Origin of the sequence: Enterobacter hormaechei subsp. xiangfangensis, assembly GCF_001729785.1 — a bacterium.
In the GTDB taxonomy this organism is placed as follows: domain Bacteria; phylum Pseudomonadota; class Gammaproteobacteria; order Enterobacterales; family Enterobacteriaceae; genus Enterobacter; species Enterobacter hormaechei_C.
In genome coordinates, this window is the sequence record NZ_CP017183.1 from 2,281,309 (window position 1) to 2,303,465 (window position 22,157).

Consider the following 22,157-nt stretch of genomic DNA (forward strand, 5'->3'; position numbering starts at 1 on the left):
AGCCTGAGGGCAAGGAGCAAAGTGTGGCTGCGGTCATCCATAATGAGATGCTGGACGAGATTCTGGCGCAGGTTCGTCCGTTACTGGGGCAGGGTAAGGTTGCCGATTACATTCCCGCGCTGGCCTCGATCAGCGGTAATAAGCTCGGCATCGCCATTTGTACTGTCGACGGGCAGCGTTTTCAGGCGGGAGACGCGCTGGAGCGATTTTCCATTCAGTCGATCTCAAAAGTGCTTAGCCTCGTTGCCGCCATGCGCCAGTATGACGAGCAGGAGATCTGGCAGCGGGTGGGCAAAGATCCGTCCGGTCAGCCGTTTAACTCCCTTCTTCAGCTGGAAATCGAACAGGGTAAGCCGCGTAACCCATTTATTAACGCCGGGGCGCTGGTGGTGTGCGATATGCTGCAAAGCCGGCTGAGCGCGCCGCGCCAGCGGATGCTCCAGATTGTGCGGCAGCTTTCCGGCGTGCAGGATATCGCCTACGATCCGGTGGTAGCGCGCTCTGAGTTTGAACACTCTGCACGTAACGCCGCCATCGCCTGGCTGATGAAGTCCTTCGGCAACTTTCATAATGACGTTGCCACGGTGCTGCAAAACTATTTTCATTACTGCGCGCTGAAGATGAACTGCGTTGAACTGGCGCAGACTTTTCTGTTTCTGGCGCATCAGGGCCATGCCCCTCATCTGGGCGAGGACGTTGTCTCCCCGATGCAGGCCCGGCAGATCAACGCCTTAATGGCAACCAGCGGAATGTATCAGAATGCCGGGGAGTTTGCCTGGCGCGTGGGGCTGCCGGCTAAATCCGGCGTTGGCGGTGGGGTCGTGGCGATTGTCCCCCACGAGATGGCGATTGCCGTCTGGAGCCCGGAACTGGACGAGACCGGAAATTCACTGGCGGGCGTAGCGGCGCTGGAACAGCTGACCAAACGTCTTGGACGGTCCGTATACTGATGTCCACGTTAGATCCTCTGTTCGCGCGCCTGGCTCGCTCCACGTTTCGTTCACGATTTCATTTAGGGACGAAAGAGCGGCAATACTGCTGGGATAAGGGCGCAGAGACTATCGATAAGCATGCCGCCGATTTTGTCGCCGCGCGGCTGGCGCCTGCACACCCGGTGAATGACGGTAAGCAGACGCCGATGCGCGGCCATCCGGTTTTTATCGCCCAGCATGCCACGGCAACCTGCTGTCGGGGCTGTCTGGCTAAGTGGCACGCTATTCCGCAGGGCGTGCCGCTGAGTGCGCAGCAACAACAGTATATCGTCAACGTAATCCATCATTGGCTGGTCATAGAGGTAAATCGTGCCTCCTGAACTGACAATGTCTCTGTTTAAGCTACGCTTTTACTAATGCTCAGCGTCAGGAGACGTTATGAAGGCACCTCAAATTCCCGTTAATGAAGCGGAGCGCATGAATGCGCTGCGCGAATCCGGTCTGCTTGAGATCGACAATTATCCCGCGTTTGATCGTCTTACGCGGCTGGCAACACGCTTTTTCAGGGTGCCGCTGGCGATGATTACGCTGGTGGATGACCACGCCGCGATCGTGAAATCTGCTGACGGCCGGGCACTCGCCAGCCAGCCTCGCGACCTCTCGTTTTGCGGTCATACGATCCTGGGTGACGCGCCGCTGGTGGTGAGTGACACGCTCCTGGACGAACGCTTCGCGGATAATCCGCAGGTGGCGGGAGGTCCGGGCGTGCGCTTTTATGCCGGTTTCCCGCTGCGTTTACGCGACGGGGCGTGCGTAGGATCGTTGTGTCTCATTGATTACGCGCCGCGGGAGTTTACCGCGGCGGATGCCGCCGTACTGGCCGATCTCAGCGCGCTGGCGGAGGATGAATTTGCAGCCGTTAGCGCCGCCACGACCGATGAACTCACGGGATTGTTTAACCGTCGCGGGTTTAACCAGTTTGCGCAGTTTGCACTGTCGGTTTCGCAGCGTCGGGCAGAACCGTTAACCCTTGGCTGGCTGGATCTGGACCATTTCAAAACCATTAACGATCGCTTCGGACATCAGGAGGGTGACAAAGCTCTGAAAGCGATGGCCGCCCTGATGCGTTCCTCGTTCCGCGAGGCCGATCTGCTGGTACGTTTCGGGGGAGATGAGTTCGCGGTGCTGTTTGCGGATACCGATGAGCCTGGCGCCTGGATCGCCATGCAGTATCTCGTCGAACAAACGGAAAAGTATAACGCGCGTCAGCTGCATCCCTGGTCGTTACAGTTCTCCTGGGGGCTGAGCGAGTTCGATCACCACCGCAACGATATTCAGGCATGGTTAAAACACGCGGATGCGCAAATGTACGCCATGAAGCGGCAACACCACGGCGAAAAATGACATAACGAAATCCTATGTCATCGCTTATTGCGTTACAAAAATGTTAATAGCAAAGTGGAGAGATTCAACCTAAGGACGCGCAATGAACTCTCCCATGCTGATTAAACCTCTCTCCCGACAGGACATCCTCACCCACATTGATGCCCTGAACGATATTCTCGTCAACTGTGTCAACGGCGGCGCCTCCGTCAGCTTTATGCTGCCTTTTTCTGCCGCGAAAGCCCAAACCTTCTGGCTCGGCGTCGCAGACAGCGTCGGGCGCGACGAGCGTACCGTCCTGGGCTGTTTTGATGCGGAGCAGGGGCTGGTTGGCACGGTCCAGCTGATTACCGATCAGCCTGAAAACCAGCCGCACCGTGCTGATGTCGCGAAACTGCTGGTTCATGAGAAAGCGCGCCGTAAAGGGGCGGCAATGGCGCTGATGGAATCCCTGGAGGCGGTTGCGCGTGAAAAAGCGCTTACGGTGCTGGTGCTTGATACCTCAACCGGCAGCGGCGCGGAGACGTTTTATCAGAGAGCGGGCTGGCAAAAGGCGGGGGAGATCCCACGCTACGCCCTGATGCCGAACGGGGACATGACGGCGACCTCGATGTTCTATAAATTTCTTTGATATTTTTCACCATCGCGTCCTGAGTTGATCCAGACAGGGGTTCTGGTCCTGAAGTTTTGATAAGTTATCACACCAATCTTATCAGGCTGTATGACTAATCATAAAGGACCTCCATTGTGAACACTCTCAACCGTCGTGATTTTCCCGGTGCGTGCTACCCTGAACGTATCATCCAGTTTGGCGAAGGTAACTTCCTGCGCGCGTTCGTTGACTGGCAAATCGACCTCTTAAACGAGCATACCGATCTCAATGCCGGTGTGGTGATTGTGCGGCCGATCCAGAGCGATTTTCCGCCGTCGCTGAGCACCCAGGATGGTCTGTATACCACAATTATTCGTGGTCTGAATGAGCAGGGAGAAGCGGTAAGCGATGCGCGTCTTATTCGTTCCGTAAATCGTGAAATCAGCGTCTACAGCCAGTACGATGAATTTCTGGCGCTCGCCCATAACCCGGACATGCGGTTTGTCTTCTCCAATACCACGGAGGCGGGCATCAGCTATCATGCGGGGGATAAGTTTGACGATGCGCCTGCTGCCAGCTATCCGGCCAAACTGACGCGTCTGCTGTTCGAACGCTTTACCTACTTTAACGGGGCTGCGGATAAAGGCTGGATCATTATTCCTTGTGAGCTTATCGACTACAACGGCGATGCCCTGCGTGAACTGGTGCTACGTTATGCACAGGAGTGGGCACTGCCGGCGGCATTCATTGCGTGGCTGAATGATGCTAACACTTTCTGTTCGACGCTGGTTGACCGCATTGTTACCGGCTATCCGCGTGATGAGGTGGCAGAGCTGGAAGCCGGGCTGGGCTATCACGACAGCTTCCTCGACACGGCGGAACATTTCTATCTGTTTGTTATTCAGGGGCCGAAATCACTTGCAGCTGAACTGCGCCTGGATAAATACCCACTCAACGTCCTGATTGTTGACGATATCAAACCGTATAAAGAGCGTAAGGTGGCGATCCTCAACGGCGCGCACACGGCGCTGGTTCCGGTCGCTTTTCAGGCCGGCCTGGATACGGTTGGGGAAGCCATGAACGACGCGGAAATTTGCGCGTTCGTAGAGAGAGCTATTTATGAGGAGATTATTCCGGTCCTGGATCTGCCGCGCGACGAGCTGCACTCCTTCGCCAGTGCCGTAACGGGGCGTTTCCGTAATCCGTACATTAAGCATCAGCTGCTGTCGATTGCACTGAACGGGATGACCAAGTACCGCACCCGCATTCTGCCGCAACTGCTGGCAGGGCAGAAGGTGACCGGCAAACTGCCAGCACGTCTGACCTTTGCTCTGGCGGCGCTGATTGCATTTTACCGTGCCGAGCGCAACGGTGAGCGCTATCCGGTGCAGGACGATGCGCACTGGCTTGAACGTTACCAGCAGCTGTGGACGCAACATCACGACAAACAGGTCACTACCCGTGAACTGGTATCGTCGGTGTTAAGCGTGAGCGAGCACTGGGAACAGGATCTCACTCTGGTGAACGGACTGGTAGAACAGGTTGCGCTGGATCTGGATGCAATTTTAAGCAAAGGCATGCGCGATGCGGTAAAACCGCTCTGCTAATCATAATGCCCGGCGTTGGCCGGGTTTTTTAAAGACCTTATTTAGTTACAACATACTATCCGTTCTTTTTTTAGAAAGCACTTGCGGCACCGTGCGGTTCAGGCTTAACAGGTCAGAAAATGCAATGAGCTATTAACATGCTTGCAACCGTGAGGGGGATCACGTTTAATAGCCGCGCTCTTTACTTTTCTGAAGCTGATTATGATTGTTCGTCCTCAACAGCACTGGCTGCAACTGATTTTTGTCTGGCATGGTTCGGTACTTCCCAAAATTTATACCCGACTGCTGCTTAACTTCCTGCTTTCCATCGCCGTGATTGTCATGCTGCCGTGGTACACCTCGCTGGGTATCCGGTTTACCGTCGCGCCGTTCAGCATTCTGGGTGTGGCTATCGCCATCTTCCTGGGGTTTCGCAATAACGCCTGTTATTCGCGCTACGTTGAGGCGCGTCTGCTTTGGGGGCAGTTGATGATAGCGGCGCGCTCGCTGTTTCGCGAGGTAAAAAACACCTTGCCGGATGATAAACATCTTGGAGAGTTTGTCCGCCTGCAAATCGCGTTTGCTAACTGTCTGCGAATGACTCTACGCAGAGAAACCAATGCCGATCAGCTGTCCCGCTATCTGGCTCCAGACGATTTACGTAAAGTGATGGACGCCAACTCGCCGGCGAACCGTATCCTGCTGATCATGGGGGAGTGGCTGGCCGTGCGGCGGCGTAGCGGGCACCTTTCAGACATTCTGTTTCACAGCCTCAACAACCGCCTGAATGATATGTCCATCGTGCTGGCTGGCTGTGAGCGTATCGCCAATACGCCAGTCCCGTTTGCCTATACGCTGATCCTGCACCGGACGGTGTATCTGTTCTGCATCATGCTGCCGTTTGCGCTGGTCGTTGACCTGCATTACATGACGCCCTTTGTCTCTGCACTGATTTCCTACACCTTTATCTCGCTGGACACGCTGGCGGAAGAGCTGGAAGATCCGTTTGGGACGGAAGATAACGATCTGCCGCTGGACGCCATCTGCAACATGATGGAGCGCGATCTGTTGCAGATGAACGATGAAGAGAACATACCTGAAAGACTGATGCCGGATAAGCATTATCAGCTGACCTGACGGGCATTCCACTCGTCGCGGGTGATTTCCCACAGCTCCGAATCCAGCAGACCGCTGACATAGGCTTTCTTCTCCGTCCTGATGAGCCGCATGCCGCTGCTGTCTGAAATACATCGGGAGCGGCTGTTTGCAGCCGCTTTCGGCGCGCGCAACACCGGTTTATTGAGCGTATTGAACCAGTAATCCGTGGCCGCAATACTCGCCTCGCGCATATATCCCTGGCCCTGAAATTCCGGCGCGAGCCAGAAGCCCCGATTGTTGTCCTCCACGTCATACAGGCAAATCAACCCCATCAGTTCGTCAGGCGCTTCGCGACGGCGAATCGTCCAGAACCACGCAATCCCTTTGGCCATATCGGGCAGTGCAACGTTGTTGACATAATTTTCTGCACCGTTTTCCGGGTAGGGCCAGGGGACTGAAGCCACCATATAGCGGACAATCTCCCAGCGCGGATAGTGTTGCTGGATCTGGACGGCATCTTCTGCAATCAGGGGGCGTAATATCAGGCGCTCGGTGGTAAGCGTGGGTATGGTCATCCGCTGATCTCCATAATTAAGCGTTATGCTTTTGTTTGGGTTCTGGTATTTTCATCAATATCACATTCTATTTGGTCGTGCTTTTGTTATTCAGGTTTATCCATAAAAGGGGTTATATGATGCTGAGAAAAGCCAGGCCCGAAGAAGCCGAAACACTCTGGCACGTCCGTAACGAAGCGATTCGCCATGGCTGCAAAATCTAGTGGGTTTTGCCATGCTGGGTGAAAATACGCATTACTCGCGTATGGCCGACGCGCATTTACGCTGTATTGAAATGGCAATTGATTTGTAAGGTCAGAACAGATGACGCTAACCGTACGTCCTTTATGCACAGAAGATTACCCACAGTGGCGACCGCTGTGGGATGGCTATACCCATTTTTATGAGTGCTACCTTGACGAGTCCGTTACCGCGGCCACCTGGGACAGGGCGCTCGCAGATTCATCATCTCTGTTTTGCCGTGTCGTGGAGAAGGACGGCCGCGTCATCGGCTTCGCCATGTGCGTCCTGCATGAAGGGACCTGGTCAACCGCGCCCGTTTGCTATCTGGAAGATCTGTTTGTTGAAGCTGCCGAACGTGGCGCAGGGGCGGGTAAAGCGCTTATCGACGCCCTGATCGATGAAGGCAAGCGGGAAGGGTGGTCAAAACTCTACTGGGTAACCCGCATGAACAATCCGGCGCGTAAGCTGTATGATCACTATGGTGAAGCCGACGATTACGTCCGGTACCGAATCTCGCTTTAGTCGTTTAATACCTGGGTTTGTATCACACTGTATCTGCCTCTGTGATACATACACAGGTATGCAATAAAACCGCATCCGCACACATCTCCTATACAAACGCATGGTGTTATATCTCCGTCAACTGAACTTACCCGGAGATAACATCATGTTTAATAAACTCGCATACTCAGCCGTCGCCCTGACCGTATCACTTGGCACCGTGATGTCCTGCCAGGCAGAAGCGACGGGTAAGGATTACGCGTCGGCCTTTAACCAGGTTAAACAGATTAACGCTGGCGATTTGAACGTCGGTTACGTCGATATCGGGCCAAAAGAGGGGCAACCGGTGATCCTGCTGCATGGCTGGCCGTACGACATTCACAGTTATGCAGAAGTGGCCCCCGCGCTGGCCGCGAAGGGGTATCGTGTCATTGTGCCGTCCCTGCGCGGGTACGGCACCACACGCTTTATTTCTGATAAAACGCCGCGAAACGGCCAGCCTTCGGCAATGGCAAAAGACATCGTCAACCTGATGGACGCCCTGAATATCAAACAGGCGGTGTTTGCCGGTTATGACTGGGGGGCGCGTACGGCAGATATCGTTGCAGCGCTCTGGCCGGAACGGGTGAAATCGCTGGTCTCGGTAAGTGGCTACCTGATCAGCAGCCAGGCGATTGGCAAACAGCCTTTACCGCCGAAGGCAGAGGTTCAGTGGTGGTATCAGTTCTATTTCGCCACGCCGCGCGGGGCGGAGGGCTATGCTAAAAATACGCACGATTTTGCCCGGTTGATCTGGTCCCAGGCTTCGCCTGACTGGAAATTCAGCGATGCCACCTTCAATGCCAGCGCCAAATCCCTCGATAACCCGGACCACGTTGCCGTCACGCTCAGTAATTACCGCTGGCGTCTGGGGCTGGAGAAGGGTGAGCAGAAATATGACGCCTACGAACAAAAGCTAGCTACGCTGCCGAATATTACGGTGCCGACCATCACCATCGAGGGTGGTAACAACGGAGCACCACATCCTGCACCCGCAGCCTATGCGGGGAAATTCACCGGAAAATATGAGCACCGTACTTTCGGCGCAACGGTTGGCCACAACCCGCCGCAGGAAGATCCGCAGGACTTTGTTAAAGCCGTTGTCGACGCGGATAAGCTCTGATATGTGCTATTTTCAATCCGTTACCTCTTAATCAGGAGCCTGCGGTGGAGCATATTGATCACATCCTTGTCGTCGATGACGACAGGGATATTCGTGAACTGATTGTCGATTACCTCGTGAAATCCGGCTACCACGCCTCTGGCGCGGCGAACGGGAAAGAGATGCGCGTAGTGCTCGACAAACAGCATATCGACCTGGTGGTGCTGGACGTGATGATGCCCGGCGATGATGGCCTGACGCTGTGTCGACAGCTGCGCAGCAGCAGGCATAAGGATCTGCCGATCCTGATGCTCACCGCGCGCAACGAGGACACGGACCGGATCCTGGGACTGGAGATGGGCGCCGACGATTATGTTGTGAAACCGTTTGTGGCCCGCGAACTGCTGGCGCGTATCAAAGCTATCCTGCGTCGTTTTCGTACTATGCCGCCTAATCTTCAGGTGACCGAGGCAGGGCGCCTGGTGGTGTTCGGTGAATGGCAACTGGATACCGTGGCGCGTCATCTGATTGATAACGAGGGGATGGTTGTGGCGCTCAGCGGGGCGGAATATCGCCTTTTGCGCGTATTCCTCGATCATCCTCAACGGGTGCTGACCCGCGATCAGCTGCTGAACCTGACGCAGGGACGTGATGCCGAGCTGTTTGAGCGTTCGATTGATCTCCTGGTGAGCCGCGTGCGACAGCGCCTGAATGAAGATGCCCGCACGCCGGCCTACATTAAAACCGTTCGCAGCGAAGGCTACGTTTTTACCATGCCGGTGACCATCGTCGAGGCCAATGAATGACGCTGTGGCCCCGCACCTTACTGGCCCGGCTGCTGATCATTGTGCTGCTTGGACTCTTACTGGCTAACGCGCTCAGCCTGACGCTGGTCATGGTTGAGCGAATGCACAGCGCGCGCACGGTTATGCTGGGCAATCTTGAGAATGACGTGGCGACCAGCGTGGCCATTCTCGACCGGCTTCCGGCCAAAGAGAGGCCAGAGTGGCTGGAACGGCTCAGTCGCGGTAATTATCGTTATATCCTCGGCCCCGGCGAGGCAGGCGCCGCACCAACGGACAAGCGCTCGCGGGATGCAATTCGCACCCTGAAAGAGACGCTTTCAGCCCAATATCCGCTCCAGTTTACGGCGGTGCCAGGGCCAATCTCCCATATTCAGGCCCATCTGACGCTCCGCGACGGCGCACCGCTCACTATCGATCTGATCCCGCGCATGCCGCCTGTCGCCAGCTGGTTACCCGTGGTGCTAGTTCTTCAGCTGTTACTTGTCGCGCTCTGCTCCTGGATTGCCGTACGCCAGGTTGTCCGGCCTTTCCTGCAATTCACGCGTGCGGTTGATTCCCTCGATCCTGCGGCCCATTCACCGATGACTGAAAAAGGACCGGTTGAAGTGCGCCAGGCTGCACACGCTTTTAATGAGATGCAGTCGCGGATACAAACGTATCTGCGTGAACGCGCGCAGATTCTGGCGTCCATTTCTCACGATCTCCAGACGCCCATCACGCGCATGAAGCTGCGGATCGAAATGGCAGATCAGCCCGAAATCCGCGATAAGCTGCTGAGCGACCTGGATAATATGTCGCGCCTGGTACGGGAGGGGATTGCCTATGCCCGGTCATCAGAATCACTGGAAGAGACCACGCTGAAGCTGGAGCTGAACGCGTGGGTTAACAGCATCGCCAGTGATTATCAGGACATTGGTAAAAACGTGCAGTTTCATGCACGCAATGCGCGTCTGCCGATCGTTACTCGTCCACAGGCATTGCGCAGGGTAATGACCAATCTGCTGGATAATGCGCTCAAGTTTGGCGATAGCGCGGTTATAGAGATTGATGAAGATGAAAGGCAGGTAGCGATCCGCATTATGGATAACGGCCCCGGCATCCCGGAGGCAGAACTGGAGGCGGTGTTACAGCCGTTCTACCGGGTTGAAACGTCGCGCAACCGCGAAACGGGCGGCACCGGGTTAGGCCTCGCCATTGCCGCGCAGCTCACCGCCCAGCTTGACGGGAAATTGCATATTGCAAACCGGGCAGAGGGCGGGTTGGCCGTAAGCGTGACTCTTCCGCGCGGTTAATTGTACGCCTGTGTATCTGCACCCCGTGCCGATACGCAGGCAGACAAAATTCAGCTTTTCGCACACGGCCTGAACACATTCGTACGGTCAAATAACCTCACTGCACCTTCGCAGCAACCGTATCGTGAGGTCGTTATGTTTCTGATAATCGCTTTTTTGGGCGGCATGATTAGCCTGCTCAGTCCGTGCACGCTTCCCGTCATTCCTCTGCTGTTCGCTGGCTTTCAGGGGCAGCGCAAACACATTCTGGCGCTTCTGGCGGGAATGATTGTGATGTTCACGTTGGTGGCGATGGTAGTAACGATTGCCAGCGAGTGGATCGCTGACGCCACCGTTATCGGTCGCTGGATTGCGCTGCTGATACTGAGCATTGCCGCCCTGGCTCTGATCTTCCCGCAGTTTGCTCAGCGCATTGCCCGTCCGGCGGTCAGTGCGGGAAACGTTCTCAACACCCACAGCGTTCAGCGACGCGGCCTGGTTTCGGCTTTTCTGGCAGGACTGGCCGTTGGACTTATGTGGTCCCCCTGTGCCGGACCGATTCTCGGGGCGATCTTCAGCATTAATATTGCGGGCCACTCGGCCATCGCAACCGGAGCGCTGTTAGCCGCTTACGGCAGTGGATGCGCGTTGATGCTGGGGCTGCTTGTCGCGGGGGGCCGTAAGCTGATAGCCCCTCTGAGAGCCAAATCCGCATTGATGGCGCGTTTGCGTCAGGGAGCGGGAGTGATGATGTTAGCTGCCGTTGCGTTCAACGCCAGCGGGATGACCTCAGCCCTGAAAAGTGCCAACGGTATTGCCGACCAGCTGGAAAACGCTCTGTTGAGCCTTGCGCAACCATCCTCCACGCAGGTGAAACTGCAACCAGTCGCTGACGCAACGCCGAGCAGCCAGCTACCATCATTAAGCGGCGGTACGGGCTGGATAAACGGTGACCCTGTCACGTCTGAGGCCTTGCGGGGGAAAGTTGTGCTTATCGATTTCTGGACCTGGGACTGTATCAACTGCCAGCATACCCTTCCGCATGTTCGAGACTGGGCGAAGAAATATGAGTCACAAGGTCTGGTGGTGATTGGCGTCCATACCCCGGAATACCCCTGGGAAAAGCCGTTATCATCGGTGAAAAACGCGGTCAATAAATGGCAGCTGCCGTACCGCGTAGTGACGGATAATAACTACAAAATCTGGAGCGCGTTCGGAAATCAGTACTGGCCAGCGCATTACTATTTCGATGCGAAAGGACAACTGCGTTACACCGCGTTTGGCGAAGGTAACTACGACAAGCAGGAGGCCGTGATTCAGCAGTTGCTCAAGGAAGCGCGTTCCTGATCCGGCTTACGGAACCCGCTGAGCCACCATAAACAGGCGCGGAAAAGCCAGCAGTATCTGCCCGTTCTCCTGGAGCGGATACTGCTCTTCCAGCAGCTCAAGGTAGCGTTTCAGATAGTTTTTCTGCTCGCTTTCGTTGAGTTCCTGTAACCACGGCCGTAACCCCGTCGCGCTGACCCAGTCAATAATCGCCTGATGAGAGCTCATCTGATGGAAGTAGGTGGTGCGCCAGATATCCACGTCACATCCCGCTTCCGTCAGAATATCGTAGTAGGCATGGATACCCGGCAATGGCTCGCGGCCACGATCGGGGTAGCCCTGTTCCCAGGCAACTTCACGCATCAGGGCGTGCGTCGGCTCAAGCCAGTTGTCAGGCATTTGCACCGCCAGCACGCCGTTTAACTGGAGCAGTGAAACCAGGTGTGGCAGAAGGTGGTAATGGTCCGGGATCCATTGCAATGAGGCGTTGGCGTAGATCAGGCTGAGCGGCTGGTCAGGTTTGTAGTGACGGATATCCGCCTCAATAAAGTAGCAGTCTGGCAGGGCCTGTCGGGCTTCCTCCAGCATGGCCGGGGAGTTATCCACGCCGGCGATCTGCGCAGAAGGCCAGCGCTGTTTCAGCAGCGCGGTGCTGTTGCCTGGCCCGCAGCCCAAATCCACGGCTGAGGTTATGTCAGCAAGCGGCACCCGGGCCAGTAACTCAGCGGCGGGACGAGTGCGTTCTGCGCTGTACTGTAGATAAAGAGAGGGATCCCAGTCGGCCATTTTCGCATCTCCATGTTGAGGTGTTCAGCAAGAATAGCACAGGCAAATACCTGCGCCGGGGCAGGTATCTGGCTAATGGTGAGATTATAAAATGCCTTTGAGGGCCAGGTGATAGAGCAGCATGATGGTTTTTCCGTCGACGATCTGCCCATTTTCAATGCCCCGAAGCGCGTCGTCCAGCGTCATTTCCAGAACGTCGATATCTTCCCCCTCAGCTTTAACGCCGCCGCCCGCGCTGGTCCGATCCTGCGGATGATATTCCGCCAGATAGAAGTAGAGTTTCTCGGTAACCGAGCCCGGGCTCATATAGGCCACAAAAATTTTCTCTACGCGCGTCACCTTAAACCCGGTTTCTTCTTCCGCTTCGGCCTTAATCCGGCTTTCCGGGTCAAGGTTATCAAGCAACCCGGCGGCCGCCTCAATGAGATCCTCTTCGTGACCATTGATAAACACCGGGAAACGGAACTGACGCGTCAGAATGACGGTTTTGCTGTCGCGATTATAGAGCAGGATCGTCGCGCCATTCCCCCGGTCATACACTTCACGCTCTTGCCGCTGCCAGTCGCCATCGCTGCGCTGGAAGTCAAAAGTGTATTTTTTTAGGTTATACCAGTTGTCGGACAACGTTTCGCTGTTGATGATGCGTATATCTGCACGTTTTGATTGCACGTTTGGCTCTCCTCTCGTAGAGTAAGCATCATAAACAGCACTATCGTGCAAATACAAGACACATCGTGCAACATCAGGAATAAATCATGCTCACAAGCCAGCGTAAACAGTTGATTCTGGAAAAACTGGAGGCGGAAGGCCAGGTCCAGTCAACTGCGCTCAGCCTCTTTTTCTCGGTGTCTGAGGACACTATCCGCCGGGATTTACGTGAACTGGCGGCAGAAGGGCGTTTGCAGCGTGTTCACGGCGGTGCACTGCCAGCATCTTCAGCGATTGCGCCTTTTGCCGAGCGTCAGTCCGTCAAAATGGATGCAAAAAAACGCGTGGCACGGCGAGGCGCGCAGCTCATTTCACCGGGGCAGGTGGTGATCATTGATGGCGGGACGACCACCTCTGAACTTATTACATTCTTCCCACCCGATTTACCGATAACCGTGGTGACGCACAGCCCGGGTATCGCATTGGGTCTGGTCGGCCATCCGAGCATAGAGGTGATCCTGATTGGTGGTCGTTTGTATAAACACTCCATCGTCACGGTCGGCGCGGCCGCAATTGAAGGCATCAATAATATTCATGCGGATCTGTTTTTCATGGGTGTCACCGGCGTGCATCCTGAGGCCGGGCTGACCACCGGAGATTATGAAGAAGCGTGCATCAAACGTGCATTTTCCGGCAGAGCGGCGGAAACGGTGGTACTGGCCTCGCCGGAAAAGATCAACACGGCCTCGGCGTTCGTGATTGGCGACCTGTCGCTGGTGAATACGCTGGTTGTTGAAAACACAACGGATGAACGCTGGGTGAGCGCCATGAAAGAAAAGGGCGTTACGGTGATCGCAAGCCAGTAAATATCCGCTTTTTTGCCAGCCTGACCGCCAGGCTGTCAAAAAGACAAAGGTTATCCTTCACGCGGATTTCTAGACTAAGGCTTTCATTTGTTTAAGGACAAGCCATGAAAGCGATCTCCATTCTGGCGTGTGGCGCGGACCCAACCGCGCAACGCCTGTCAACGTCTGCCATTCAGCAGGCCATAAACAGTGCTCAAGAGAACGATGTCATTCTTATTCCGCAAGGCCGTTTTCTGACCGGCGCACTGTTTCTGAAAAGCGGTGTTTCGCTTCGCCTGGATGCTGGCGCACAGCTCGTTGGAAGCCAGGATCTGGCTGATTATCCCCTGATAAACACCCGGGTGGCCGGCATTGATATGCGCTGGCCGGCAGGCATTATTAATATCATTGATTGTGAAAACGTCAGCATTACCGGTACAGGCACGATAGACGGGCAGGGTGTCATCTGGTGGCAACGCTTCTGGGGCGACGACGAACGCAGCGGCATGGTTGGCGATTACAGCGCCAGAGGATTACGCTGGGTGGTTGATTACGACTGTCAGCGCCCGCGCAATATCCTGGTCTTTGAAAGCCAGAACATTCTGCTGCGTGATTTTACCAGTCGGGAGTCCGGATTCTGGAACATACACCTCTGTTATTCGCGCCGTATCGCGGTTGAGGCTGTGCAAATCAGCAATTCTGCGGGGCCGAGCACCGACGGGATTGACGTCGACTCCTGCGAACAAGTGCGGATTGAACGCTGCATTGTGTCCTGCAATGACGACAATATTTGCATCAAATCAGGACGAGGACGCGAAGCGGCGCAAAAAGCACGTACCGCGCGGGATATAGTGATTCGAGGATGTACGCTGAATAAGGGATCCGGGATCACGCTGGGGAGTGAAACTTCAGGTGGCATTGAACGCGTCCTGATAGAAGATAACGCGTTTAACGGAACGGGCGTCGGATTTCGCATTAAGTCGGCCCGCAACCGTGGCGGGTTTATCCGTGATATCACCGTCCAAAATTTACGTCTTACGGACGTACGTTTTCCGGTGCTGATCCAGCTGAACTGGTTTCCGCAGTACAGCTATGGCGACCAGAGCAATTTATCTGATAAACCAGAACACTGGCGCAAGCTGGCTGAAGGTGTTGAGGGCGAAGCCGGTCTTACTGAGGTCAGCGGACTGACGATTAAAAATATGACGGCGCGTCGCTCAGACAACAAATATTTCTCGCGGGCATTTTTCATTGCGGGGTATCCGGAGCGTCCTGTGGCCGGGTTAACGCTGGAGGGGATTTTTATTGACGCGACAGAGTTTGGGAAAATTTCCGGTGTGGATGGGTTGCGCTTTCAGGATGTGCAGGTGACTGCCGTAGAGAACACGCAAGACTGTAACGACAGTTATGAACGTTGATGGCATAGAATCTATGGGCATAATTCGCTGAATGAGCAGAACAAGGCTGGGCCCGAAACGGCTGGATTTGTTCTTAATTAATCTTAGTGCGCATAATGTATATTATGTTAAATGTGGTGGGTTTGTTCTTAGGTGTTAGCGGGCCGCCAATATGGGAGTTAGCGAGCACACAACCAGCCGCGAAGATCCCCGCGTCATAGCGACATAGAGGTGTCGTGCATCCATCTCTTCCGGGGATGTGATGACTGCCACCTCCCCTTCCAGTCCCTTTAGCAACAATGTGCTGCCGATTACACGCCGGGTCAACGGTCGACTCTCGTGGCGATTGCGTTCGCGCTCGTTTACCGTGGCGTCTGCAAAAGTGCAGCCTCCGGCAGCAGCCGACTGCAGGGCGCGCAAACAACAGCGCAAAATCTCTGGCCGATAGACTCGCGCATTATCCTGACGAGTCAGAAGGCGCAGCGCCTCTGCGGCCAGCGTAAAACCTGGTCTCTCTGCAAATGCCACTAACGCTGCTTCTGCGACCGTCGGCGGATTGCGGGCTCTTCCTCTTCGTAGCGTTTCCAGCCGGGGCAGCAACGCTGCGGGGCCAACTTGGGTCATGACGCCTGCGGCAAACTGCACCAGGCGCGTCAACGCATCCGAAGCCTCCAGGTTAAACCCTGCACCAAAGTCGGTAAGGTCAACCAAATCGACAGCTTCGACGGTCGTCGCACCCGGGGTCTGGCTGGCCATCTGCTGGCGCCCGCGAGTGTCGTAGCTGTTTCCAATCACCAGTACCTGCCCGTTCGCGGTGACCGCTCGGGTCTGGGCGGCAGTAAGACGCTGCTGAACAGCAGTTTCTGCCTGTAACGGTACCCAGGCTACCTCAGCAGGCACCTGGCGAAGGTCAACGTTGAGCTAGATGAGGATATTGAGCTCAACTCCAGGCAGGAGCGCATATATGTTCAGGTTAAAACCCGCCTGAAACCCATCATTCCCAGCGATGTGTTTGGCGCTCTCGCGCGGTTTGCGGAGCTGCGTAACGAGCACACTGATGGGCGCCGCCAGGGAAGCCCTTCTTTCATTATCGTCGCCAACCAGGCGCCAGGTCCACATCTGCAGAAGATGATTGAGGATAAGACGCTTCCTGCTGATGTCCGTTTTATCTGGCCCCAGTCAACCGCTGAGCGCCATCCCGCACTTCCCACTGCCTGGGACACCGTGGCTGATGCGGCCGCGTGGTGCATCGCGCAAGCAGAGCAACTGAATTTTTCGTTATTGTCGCCAGAATCCCTGATCTGGAAGCTGGCCGGTCTGGTCCAGCTCGCCGCCACCGGAGGTGATGCTGACGGACAGCATGCGTTTTATACCCGGGATCTTCCTGCCCTGTTCGAACAGCTCATCGTTCAGTTACAGGACTTCCCTGCACCGCCGACACTCTACCGACCACAAAGAGAGGAACCCTCTTTTGTGTCGGATGTGCGGATACGCATCATTTGCGGCTTGTCCGGTGCAGGTAAAACAGCTTGGGCAGCACAGGCCGCCCAGCACAGTACCCAAGTGTGTGCGTATTACGATGCTGGCGACCTTCCAGGCCCTGCACTTGCCAGTACGCTGGTTCGTGAGCTGGCAGCCCGGTTTGCGACTCAGGAGCAAGGTGGCCTGCGAAGAATACTGCTCCCTGGTGCCAGTGGCATTGAAGCGCTGAGAACGTTCGACACCTTCTTGCAGCAATGGAACGACAACCTGCTGCTGGTACTGGATAACGCGCATCGTATCCCTGTGGAGAACTTGCAGGATGTTCTGCACGCCACAACCCGTATCCATTTTGTGCTGCTGTGCCAGCCCCATGACAATGTCCGTCAACTGGAGGCGATGACTGGACTTCAGCGTGAATCGTTACAGGGATGGGATATCGACACAGTGGCTGCCGCAGTGAACGATCTCGGTGGGCACGCCAGTGCGCTGGGATATGAGCAGCTACGAAGCTACACCGGAGGGTTGCCGCTGTATGTCGAAAGCGCGGCGAGAGTTGCCGCAGAGGAATACAAAGTTGCTTAAAGATGTAAAAATAAATGAAAACTATGACTGGGAAAGTTGTGCCGGTTACAAAGTCGCAAGGGTCAGAAATAAAATAAATAGCCCGCTCAGTCTATGCCGTGCGGACTATTTTCCTCTTCTAATATAAAATCATGCTGTTAAACATGAACTAGTCAGCACTGAACCAGGCAGCACTGTCCGCTTTGTGTCAAAAAATAAGCTTCTGTCTGAGCCGGTATAAATACCGACTGACCGACGCAGAACGTCATCTCTTCACCGTATGTATCGCGCAACGTAGTGTAGCCTTCAAGCACTAGTAAAATTTGCGCGCTAAAGACTTCAATTCTGTGTTGCTGGCAGTTTTCTATTACAGAGAAACGGAAATCCTCTACGGGAACATGATAATGGCTTTCATTTCCAGCAATATCAGGAACAAGCTTTAAGTTATGTTCATGAGTCTCACTAAAAGCCGTACAGTTAACTAATTCAGATAAATTAATTTTTTTCGGTGTTAATCCTGCGCGCAAAACGTTATCAGAGCACGCCATCACTTCTACGGCGGTTCCGTAAACGTAGGCGTGCAGGGTACCGGCCCGCAAAAACATCGCTTCGCCAGGCTCAAGCGTTATGCAGTGTAAAAACAGCGGTGCGAGGACGCCGATATCCCCCGGATAGTCCCGCTGCAAGCGGATGAGGAATTCCTGTAAATGGACAAAGGCCCCAGCCTGAAGGCTCTCATCCAACTGCCGCAGAACAGTGTGTTTCTCCTGTGGTGCAAGCTGCATCAGGCCGACAAAAAAGTTTTCAAGCCCCTCATTATTAAGGTTATGGCGAAAATGAACCAGCGCAGGCATGAGTTCAGGCGAGCTGAGACGCAGAAAATGATTCACAATCTCATGATAGGGACGAAAACCGTTCATCGCCATAAAAGGCGTGATTGCATAGACCAACTCGGGTTTATGATTTGCGTCGTTATAATCTTCTCCAGCTCGATTTCCCTGCCTGGCGTAGCCCTCTACCGCCTGGCGTTTATCGGGATGGACCTGGAGCGAAAGCGCGCTTTCTGCAGACAGTATCTTCAGTAAGAACGGAAGTCCTGAAAATTTTTCCATCGTCCGTTCCCCTAAAACGGGGCCGGGGGATTTTGCGATCGCGTCCTGTAATGAAACCGTGTTCGCGCCAACTTCAATTTCAGAACACCCTGCCGGATGCGCCCCCATCCAGATTTCAGCCTGAGGCTGCTCATCCGGATTCGGCACGCCAAACAGCGTATTCAGAGCCGTCCGGCTGCCCCAGGCATAATTTTTTACGCCATTTCTCATGCGATAGAACGAGGCCATTATTTGTTGCCCTTTATAAATGCCCCGGGCGTAAATCCGTTAGAGGCAGCAAGTTGAGCGAACCAAATAGCGTTGCGCTTTATCTGTCGCTCTCCGGTTTCCAGATCCAGTCGCCAGAAACCGTAACGACGTTTAAAGCTATTTATCCAAGACCAGTTATCAATAAATGTCCACTGGTGTACCCCAAAGCAGTTCGCCCCCTCGCTGATGGCGCGATGGAGCTGTTGGAGGTGTTCTTCCATTAATTCGATGCGGAAAGTGTCATCAATAAACCCATCAGCCAGAACCGGACCTTCTGACTGGATATCCATGGCGATACCGATTTCAGCCAGATACCACTTCATATTGTCGTAATTATCGCGGATGTTGCAGGCAATATCGTAAATCGCTTCGGGGTAAATCTCGTTATTATCGCGATACGGATTGAAGCGCCCTTCGGGATCGCTGTAGTTCTCGAAGTAATACTCTGGCGTGAAGTAATCAAGCTCATAGGGGCATTCGCGCGCTTTAACCCGACGCGGAACATAGTAGTTAACCCCCAGGAAATCTACCCTCGAACGAGTTATCAGATCTACATCAGCTTTCTTTATTTCTGGCAAGCAATCATGGGCTGCGAGTACTTCACATAATTCCTTCGGGAATTCATGCTTCACCAGCGGATCAAGGAAACTGCGATTAAAGAACAGGTCGGCATACCACGCTGCTTTTTTATCCTCGTCGCTGTTGTTTCGGGTGTACGAGGGGGTCAGGTTAAGCACCACGCCAATTTCGCCAGGCAGGTCAAGTTCTCGGTATATGTGCACCGCTTTTGCATGCGCCAGCATAATGTTAAATGCAACCTGCGCCGCCAGCTTGCCATCTTTTTTACAAGGATAATGGAAATCATAAAGATAGCCGCCTTCAACAGGTACTATCGGCTCATTAAAGGTGATCCAGTATTTGACCTTATGACCAAATAGCTCAAATGCCGTGCGGGCAAACCGTGCGAAAAGATCCGTCACATGGGGTGATTCAAAACCGCCATACTGCTTTTGCAAAATCTCCGGCATATCGAAATGATAAAGATTAATCATTGGCTCAATGCCGCTGGCGATCATCTCATCTAAGTAGTTGTTGTAAAACCGGACGGCTTCCGCGTTTGGGGCGCCAGTTTCAAAATCATCAATCAACCGTGACCACTGAATGGATGTACGAAACGAGTTAAATCCCGTTTGCTTCATCAGCGCAACGTCCTCTTTATATTTGCTGTAGGTTTCACATACTTTCTGCGGACCAATCTGCTGGAAAAAGCGGTTGGGCTGTTCTGCATACCAACTATCCCAGATAGAACGGTGCGGCTTATGCGCTATGCCTTCCGTCTGAGGACCCGACGCCGCTGCGCCCCAAAAAAAATCTTCCGGAAATTGATACCGATTCATAATGCCTCCTGAATGATAAAAAGCTGCCCCAGAAGGGCAGCCAAATAACTACTCTGCAGTAACTTCAATTGATTGGATGAACATATATCCCCAGTCGCCGGCGAACTTTCCAAAACTGATGGTATTTGCCCCCTCTCTGAGCGAAACAGGAACGACTATGGTCTGGCCCTTCTCATCCGTCTGCGGAAACTCAATGCTGACTGGCGTCCCATCGTTCACGATGACCGAGTTTTTCTTGCTTCCCCATTTGCCGTTAAATTTCACATGTAGGGCGAATTTACCGTCCCAGGGAGCGTTAACCTGCCAGCTCACGCTGTCTCCGTCATGAGCGAAAGGACCGAGAAAACCGTCTTCTCCGATGGCTAAGGTCTCTTTTTCACTTTTAGTTGAGGTAAGTGTTCCCTTGCTAACATCAAGAGTCCCGCTGCCAAAGCGGCAATAATCTGCCGGTACAGGCCTCACAGCGGGCTTCACGCTGACATTTATCGTTTTGCTGCTTTCCAGCAACCCGTCATCAGCAGTAAAGGTCAATGCATAGTCACCCGGCGCAGAGAACCAGACTCGGGTTTCCTCTTTGCTGCTGTCACAGAAGTGCACGTTATTCTTACCGTTATGACTCCACGCTACGCTGACTTTCGTGTCAGGCAGATTGTCATCCAGCCAGGCCGCATTGAGTTGAACGCCTTTATCGACAGTGGTGGAAAGCATGTCCTGCAGAGTGATAACCGGTGGAAGGTTTTTCTGCGTATGCTTCAGGCGAATTACGTTTGAAGGTGCTGACTGACCACTTTCATTCTTAGCGATTACCCGATAGTAGTAAGTCTGGCCGAGCGTCAGGCTGCGATAGTCATCGCGGAAAAGACTCATTTTCGACGGATCCCATTCATTTTTGCCGTCGGAGATGTCCTTTCCGACGCGTGTCCATGGGCCCTTTGGCGCCGCCGCTCTTTCTACGTCGTAATAACGCCCAACGGGTGACCCCATCCAGTTAATGGCAAAGGGGGAATCGCTCTCGCGCAACCTCGGTGCTTCCGGTACCGGCAGAGCTGGCGCCTTGCTCAGACCAGCCATTTGTGCCGCGGCGGTTCGTACCAGATTGACAACCTCCATCTCCTGGTTCGCTTTCCCCTCATCCGGGAAGCCAGGCAGATGGTAGCTATAGTGCCCGGTATACTCTTTGTGCCAGTAAAAACCGCCATCATGCCGATGACCGCGAAAACCCCAGATAAAGCCACCTGCAGCCTGAGCACCATTGACCTCGGAATGGACAATGGACTGCATGATAGCGTTCAGGTCTTTTTGATCGAGCAGACCGAATTCGCCGACCAGATACACTTTTTTGCCGCCTATCGCCGCAAGATCTTTACGCACCTGCTCGGGATGATTGTTATTGGCATTGGTGTAATAGTGATTGCTGATGATGTCGACGTTCGGATCGCTGAGCGCAAAATCATCCACCTTTTTATAAGTCCCATCGACGATAAGCTGATGGGGTGCCCATTTACGGATCCAGGCTGATGTCTGATGAAGAAAATCGGCGTTAGTGTCCTCCAGTTCATTACCCGTTTCCCACGCCATAATCGCCTTTTCATCGTAGTAGTGGCGTCCCGTAATGGTGTTAGTCCGGGTTATTACCTGACGAATCACGTCCAGATAAGCCTGGAAGGTTTTACTGTCCGTCCGATAAAAATCCTCAGGTTTTTCATGATAAAATGCGGCAAGCTGTTCTCTCCCACCCCACCACCACCAGTGATCGATAAACGGTAGAATCAGGCGAAGCCCCTGCTTATCCGCTTCAGCAATCATGTTGTCATAAACTTTCATTGCCGCTTCATTCAACCGCGGCATGCCGTCAGGCGTTTCCGGTGACAGGATATGCGTTTCACGTCCGCAGGCCGCGTCGTTTTCCTGCTGAACGGATAGCACATACACGCGCTGTGCTTTAGCACCCGTTTGTACCAGGGCTTTAATCCAGTTTTCTTGCTCTTCAGCAGTAGGCCATTTGAAATATTGCCCCCACCCGCGCGGATCCGCTTTGCAGGTCCCTCTCGCGTCATCCTCTATACGATGCAGCTCCGGAGCGTGGATCCCGGCAAAGCGAAAGAGCCGATCGCCGTCTTTTAACGCAGCACCATCACGAGTAATAAAATGTTCAAAATGGGATTGTTCCGCCGCCAGCGCTCCCGCGCTTCCCAGCGCGGACAGTAAGGAGACGATCAGAAGTTTTCGAATCGGGAAAGCCATCTC

Annotated in this window: 21 protein-coding genes; 15 read left to right on the top strand and 6 right to left on the bottom strand. The window is 54.2% G+C overall.

The annotated features are described in order from the left end of the window. The first annotated feature begins 23 nt into the window (after positions 1-23). From glsB to BFV63_RS10955, 6 genes are all read left to right on the top strand, one after another. On the top strand, positions 24-950 hold the full coding sequence (gene glsB / locus BFV63_RS10930) for a glutaminase B (protein WP_003857165.1): 927 nt from the start codon (positions 24-26) through the stop codon (positions 948-950). Continuing rightward, positions 950-1,312 (top strand): DUF4186 domain-containing protein, encoded by a 363-nt coding sequence (locus tag BFV63_RS10935; protein WP_003857163.1) that lies wholly within the window; start codon positions 950-952, stop codon positions 1,310-1,312. Before glsB ends, BFV63_RS10935 begins: the two co-directional genes overlap by 1 nt. Before the next feature lie 58 nt (positions 1,313-1,370). Then, on the top strand, positions 1,371-2,336 hold the full coding sequence (locus tag BFV63_RS10940; RefSeq protein WP_003857161.1) for a sensor domain-containing diguanylate cyclase: 966 nt from the start codon (positions 1,371-1,373) through the stop codon (positions 2,334-2,336). 82 nt (positions 2,337-2,418) lie between these two features. Then, positions 2,419-2,946 carry a GNAT family N-acetyltransferase gene (locus BFV63_RS10945; RefSeq protein ID WP_023324650.1) on the top strand — a complete coding sequence of 176 codons (528 nt, stop codon included), beginning with the start codon at positions 2,419-2,421 and terminating at the stop codon, positions 2,944-2,946. 116 nt (positions 2,947-3,062) lie between these two features. Next, complete coding sequence (locus BFV63_RS10950) at positions 3,063-4,514, top strand: tagaturonate reductase (RefSeq protein WP_023324651.1); 1,452 nt, start codon at positions 3,063-3,065, stop codon at positions 4,512-4,514. A gap of 201 nt (positions 4,515-4,715) precedes the next feature. Beyond that, positions 4,716-5,630: a bestrophin family protein gene (locus BFV63_RS10955; RefSeq protein ID WP_003857155.1), complete on the top strand. Its 915-nt coding sequence runs from the start codon at positions 4,716-4,718 to the stop codon at positions 5,628-5,630. Here BFV63_RS10955 and BFV63_RS10960 read toward each other — a convergent pair. Continuing rightward, positions 5,618-6,166 carry a GNAT family N-acetyltransferase gene (locus BFV63_RS10960; RefSeq protein WP_023314155.1) on the bottom strand — a complete coding sequence of 183 codons (549 nt, stop codon included), beginning with the start codon at positions 6,164-6,166 and terminating at the stop codon, positions 5,618-5,620. The two genes, BFV63_RS10955 and BFV63_RS10960, sit on opposite strands and share 13 nt — an antisense overlap. Before the next feature lie 303 nt (positions 6,167-6,469). On the opposite strand from BFV63_RS10960, the gene BFV63_RS10965 reads away from it, so the two are divergent. The 5 genes from BFV63_RS10965 to BFV63_RS10985 all read left to right on the top strand — a co-directional run bounded on the left by BFV63_RS10965 (position 6,470) and on the right by BFV63_RS10985 (position 11,454). Next, positions 6,470-6,910, top strand: coding sequence for a GNAT family N-acetyltransferase (locus BFV63_RS10965; protein WP_048240806.1), 441 nt, complete (start codon positions 6,470-6,472; stop codon positions 6,908-6,910). A gap of 145 nt (positions 6,911-7,055) precedes the next feature. Next, complete coding sequence (locus tag BFV63_RS10970; RefSeq protein ID WP_003857149.1) at positions 7,056-8,051, top strand: alpha/beta fold hydrolase; 996 nt, start codon at positions 7,056-7,058, stop codon at positions 8,049-8,051. 44 nt (positions 8,052-8,095) lie between these two features. Further along, on the top strand, positions 8,096-8,836 hold the full coding sequence (locus BFV63_RS10975) for a response regulator (RefSeq protein ID WP_022651194.1): 741 nt from the start codon (positions 8,096-8,098) through the stop codon (positions 8,834-8,836). Beyond that, complete coding sequence (locus tag BFV63_RS10980) at positions 8,833-10,128, top strand: ATP-binding protein (protein WP_045894376.1); 1,296 nt, start codon at positions 8,833-8,835, stop codon at positions 10,126-10,128. The genes BFV63_RS10975 and BFV63_RS10980 overlap by 4 nt, the downstream gene beginning before the upstream one ends. Positions 10,129-10,263: 135 nt before the next feature. Then, positions 10,264-11,454, top strand: coding sequence for a cytochrome c biogenesis protein/redoxin (locus BFV63_RS10985; RefSeq protein WP_069597533.1), 1,191 nt, complete (start codon positions 10,264-10,266; stop codon positions 11,452-11,454). A 6-nt stretch (positions 11,455-11,460) separates the two neighbouring features. Here the strand turns inward: BFV63_RS10985 and tam are convergent, their stop codons facing one another. Together tam and BFV63_RS10995 are read right to left on the bottom strand one after the other, a co-directional pair. Continuing rightward, complete coding sequence (gene tam, locus BFV63_RS10990; RefSeq protein ID WP_023324656.1) at positions 11,461-12,219, bottom strand: trans-aconitate 2-methyltransferase; 759 nt, start codon at positions 12,217-12,219, stop codon at positions 11,461-11,463. 84 nt (positions 12,220-12,303) lie between these two features. After that, the gene (locus tag BFV63_RS10995) at positions 12,304-12,888 is read right to left on the bottom strand and encodes an NUDIX hydrolase (RefSeq protein WP_048240803.1); all 585 of its coding nucleotides are present in this window, start codon (positions 12,886-12,888) and stop codon (positions 12,304-12,306) included. Positions 12,889-12,974: 86 nt separating this feature from the next. Here BFV63_RS10995 and BFV63_RS11000 point away from each other — a divergent pair, with 86 nt between their 5' ends. The 4 genes from BFV63_RS11000 (at position 12,975) to BFV63_RS11015 (ending at position 17,173) form a co-directional block, all read left to right on the top strand. Continuing rightward, entirely contained in the window at positions 12,975-13,733 is a 759-nt protein-coding gene (locus tag BFV63_RS11000) for a DeoR/GlpR family DNA-binding transcription regulator (RefSeq protein WP_023324658.1), read from the top strand. 104 nt (positions 13,734-13,837) lie between these two features. Then, positions 13,838-15,130 carry a glycoside hydrolase family 28 protein gene (locus BFV63_RS11005; RefSeq protein WP_048240801.1) on the top strand — a complete coding sequence of 431 codons (1,293 nt, stop codon included), beginning with the start codon at positions 13,838-13,840 and terminating at the stop codon, positions 15,128-15,130. 594 nt (positions 15,131-15,724) lie between these two features. After that, complete coding sequence (locus tag BFV63_RS23050; RefSeq protein WP_154816365.1) at positions 15,725-15,982, top strand: hypothetical protein; 258 nt, start codon at positions 15,725-15,727, stop codon at positions 15,980-15,982. A gap of 255 nt (positions 15,983-16,237) precedes the next feature. Then, positions 16,238-17,173 carry an AAA family ATPase gene (locus BFV63_RS11015; RefSeq protein ID WP_225535881.1) on the top strand — a complete coding sequence of 312 codons (936 nt, stop codon included), beginning with the start codon at positions 16,238-16,240 and terminating at the stop codon, positions 17,171-17,173. A 152-nt stretch (positions 17,174-17,325) separates the two neighbouring features. Here BFV63_RS11015 and manA read toward each other — a convergent pair whose 3' ends face one another. From manA to BFV63_RS11030, 3 genes are read right to left on the bottom strand one after another with little or no spacing between them, the layout of a single operon-like run. Next, positions 17,326-18,492, bottom strand: coding sequence for a mannose-6-phosphate isomerase, class I (manA, locus tag BFV63_RS11020; protein WP_053071051.1), 1,167 nt, complete (start codon positions 18,490-18,492; stop codon positions 17,326-17,328). Then, positions 18,492-19,910 (bottom strand): glycoside hydrolase family 1 protein, encoded by a 1,419-nt coding sequence (locus tag BFV63_RS11025; RefSeq protein WP_048240799.1) that lies wholly within the window; start codon positions 19,908-19,910, stop codon positions 18,492-18,494. The genes manA and BFV63_RS11025 overlap by 1 nt, the downstream gene beginning before the upstream one ends. 48 nt (positions 19,911-19,958) lie before the next feature. Continuing rightward, positions 19,959-22,154, bottom strand: coding sequence for a CBM35 domain-containing protein (locus BFV63_RS11030; RefSeq protein WP_048240797.1), 2,196 nt, complete (start codon positions 22,152-22,154; stop codon positions 19,959-19,961). Positions 22,155-22,157: the final 3 nt, after the last annotated feature.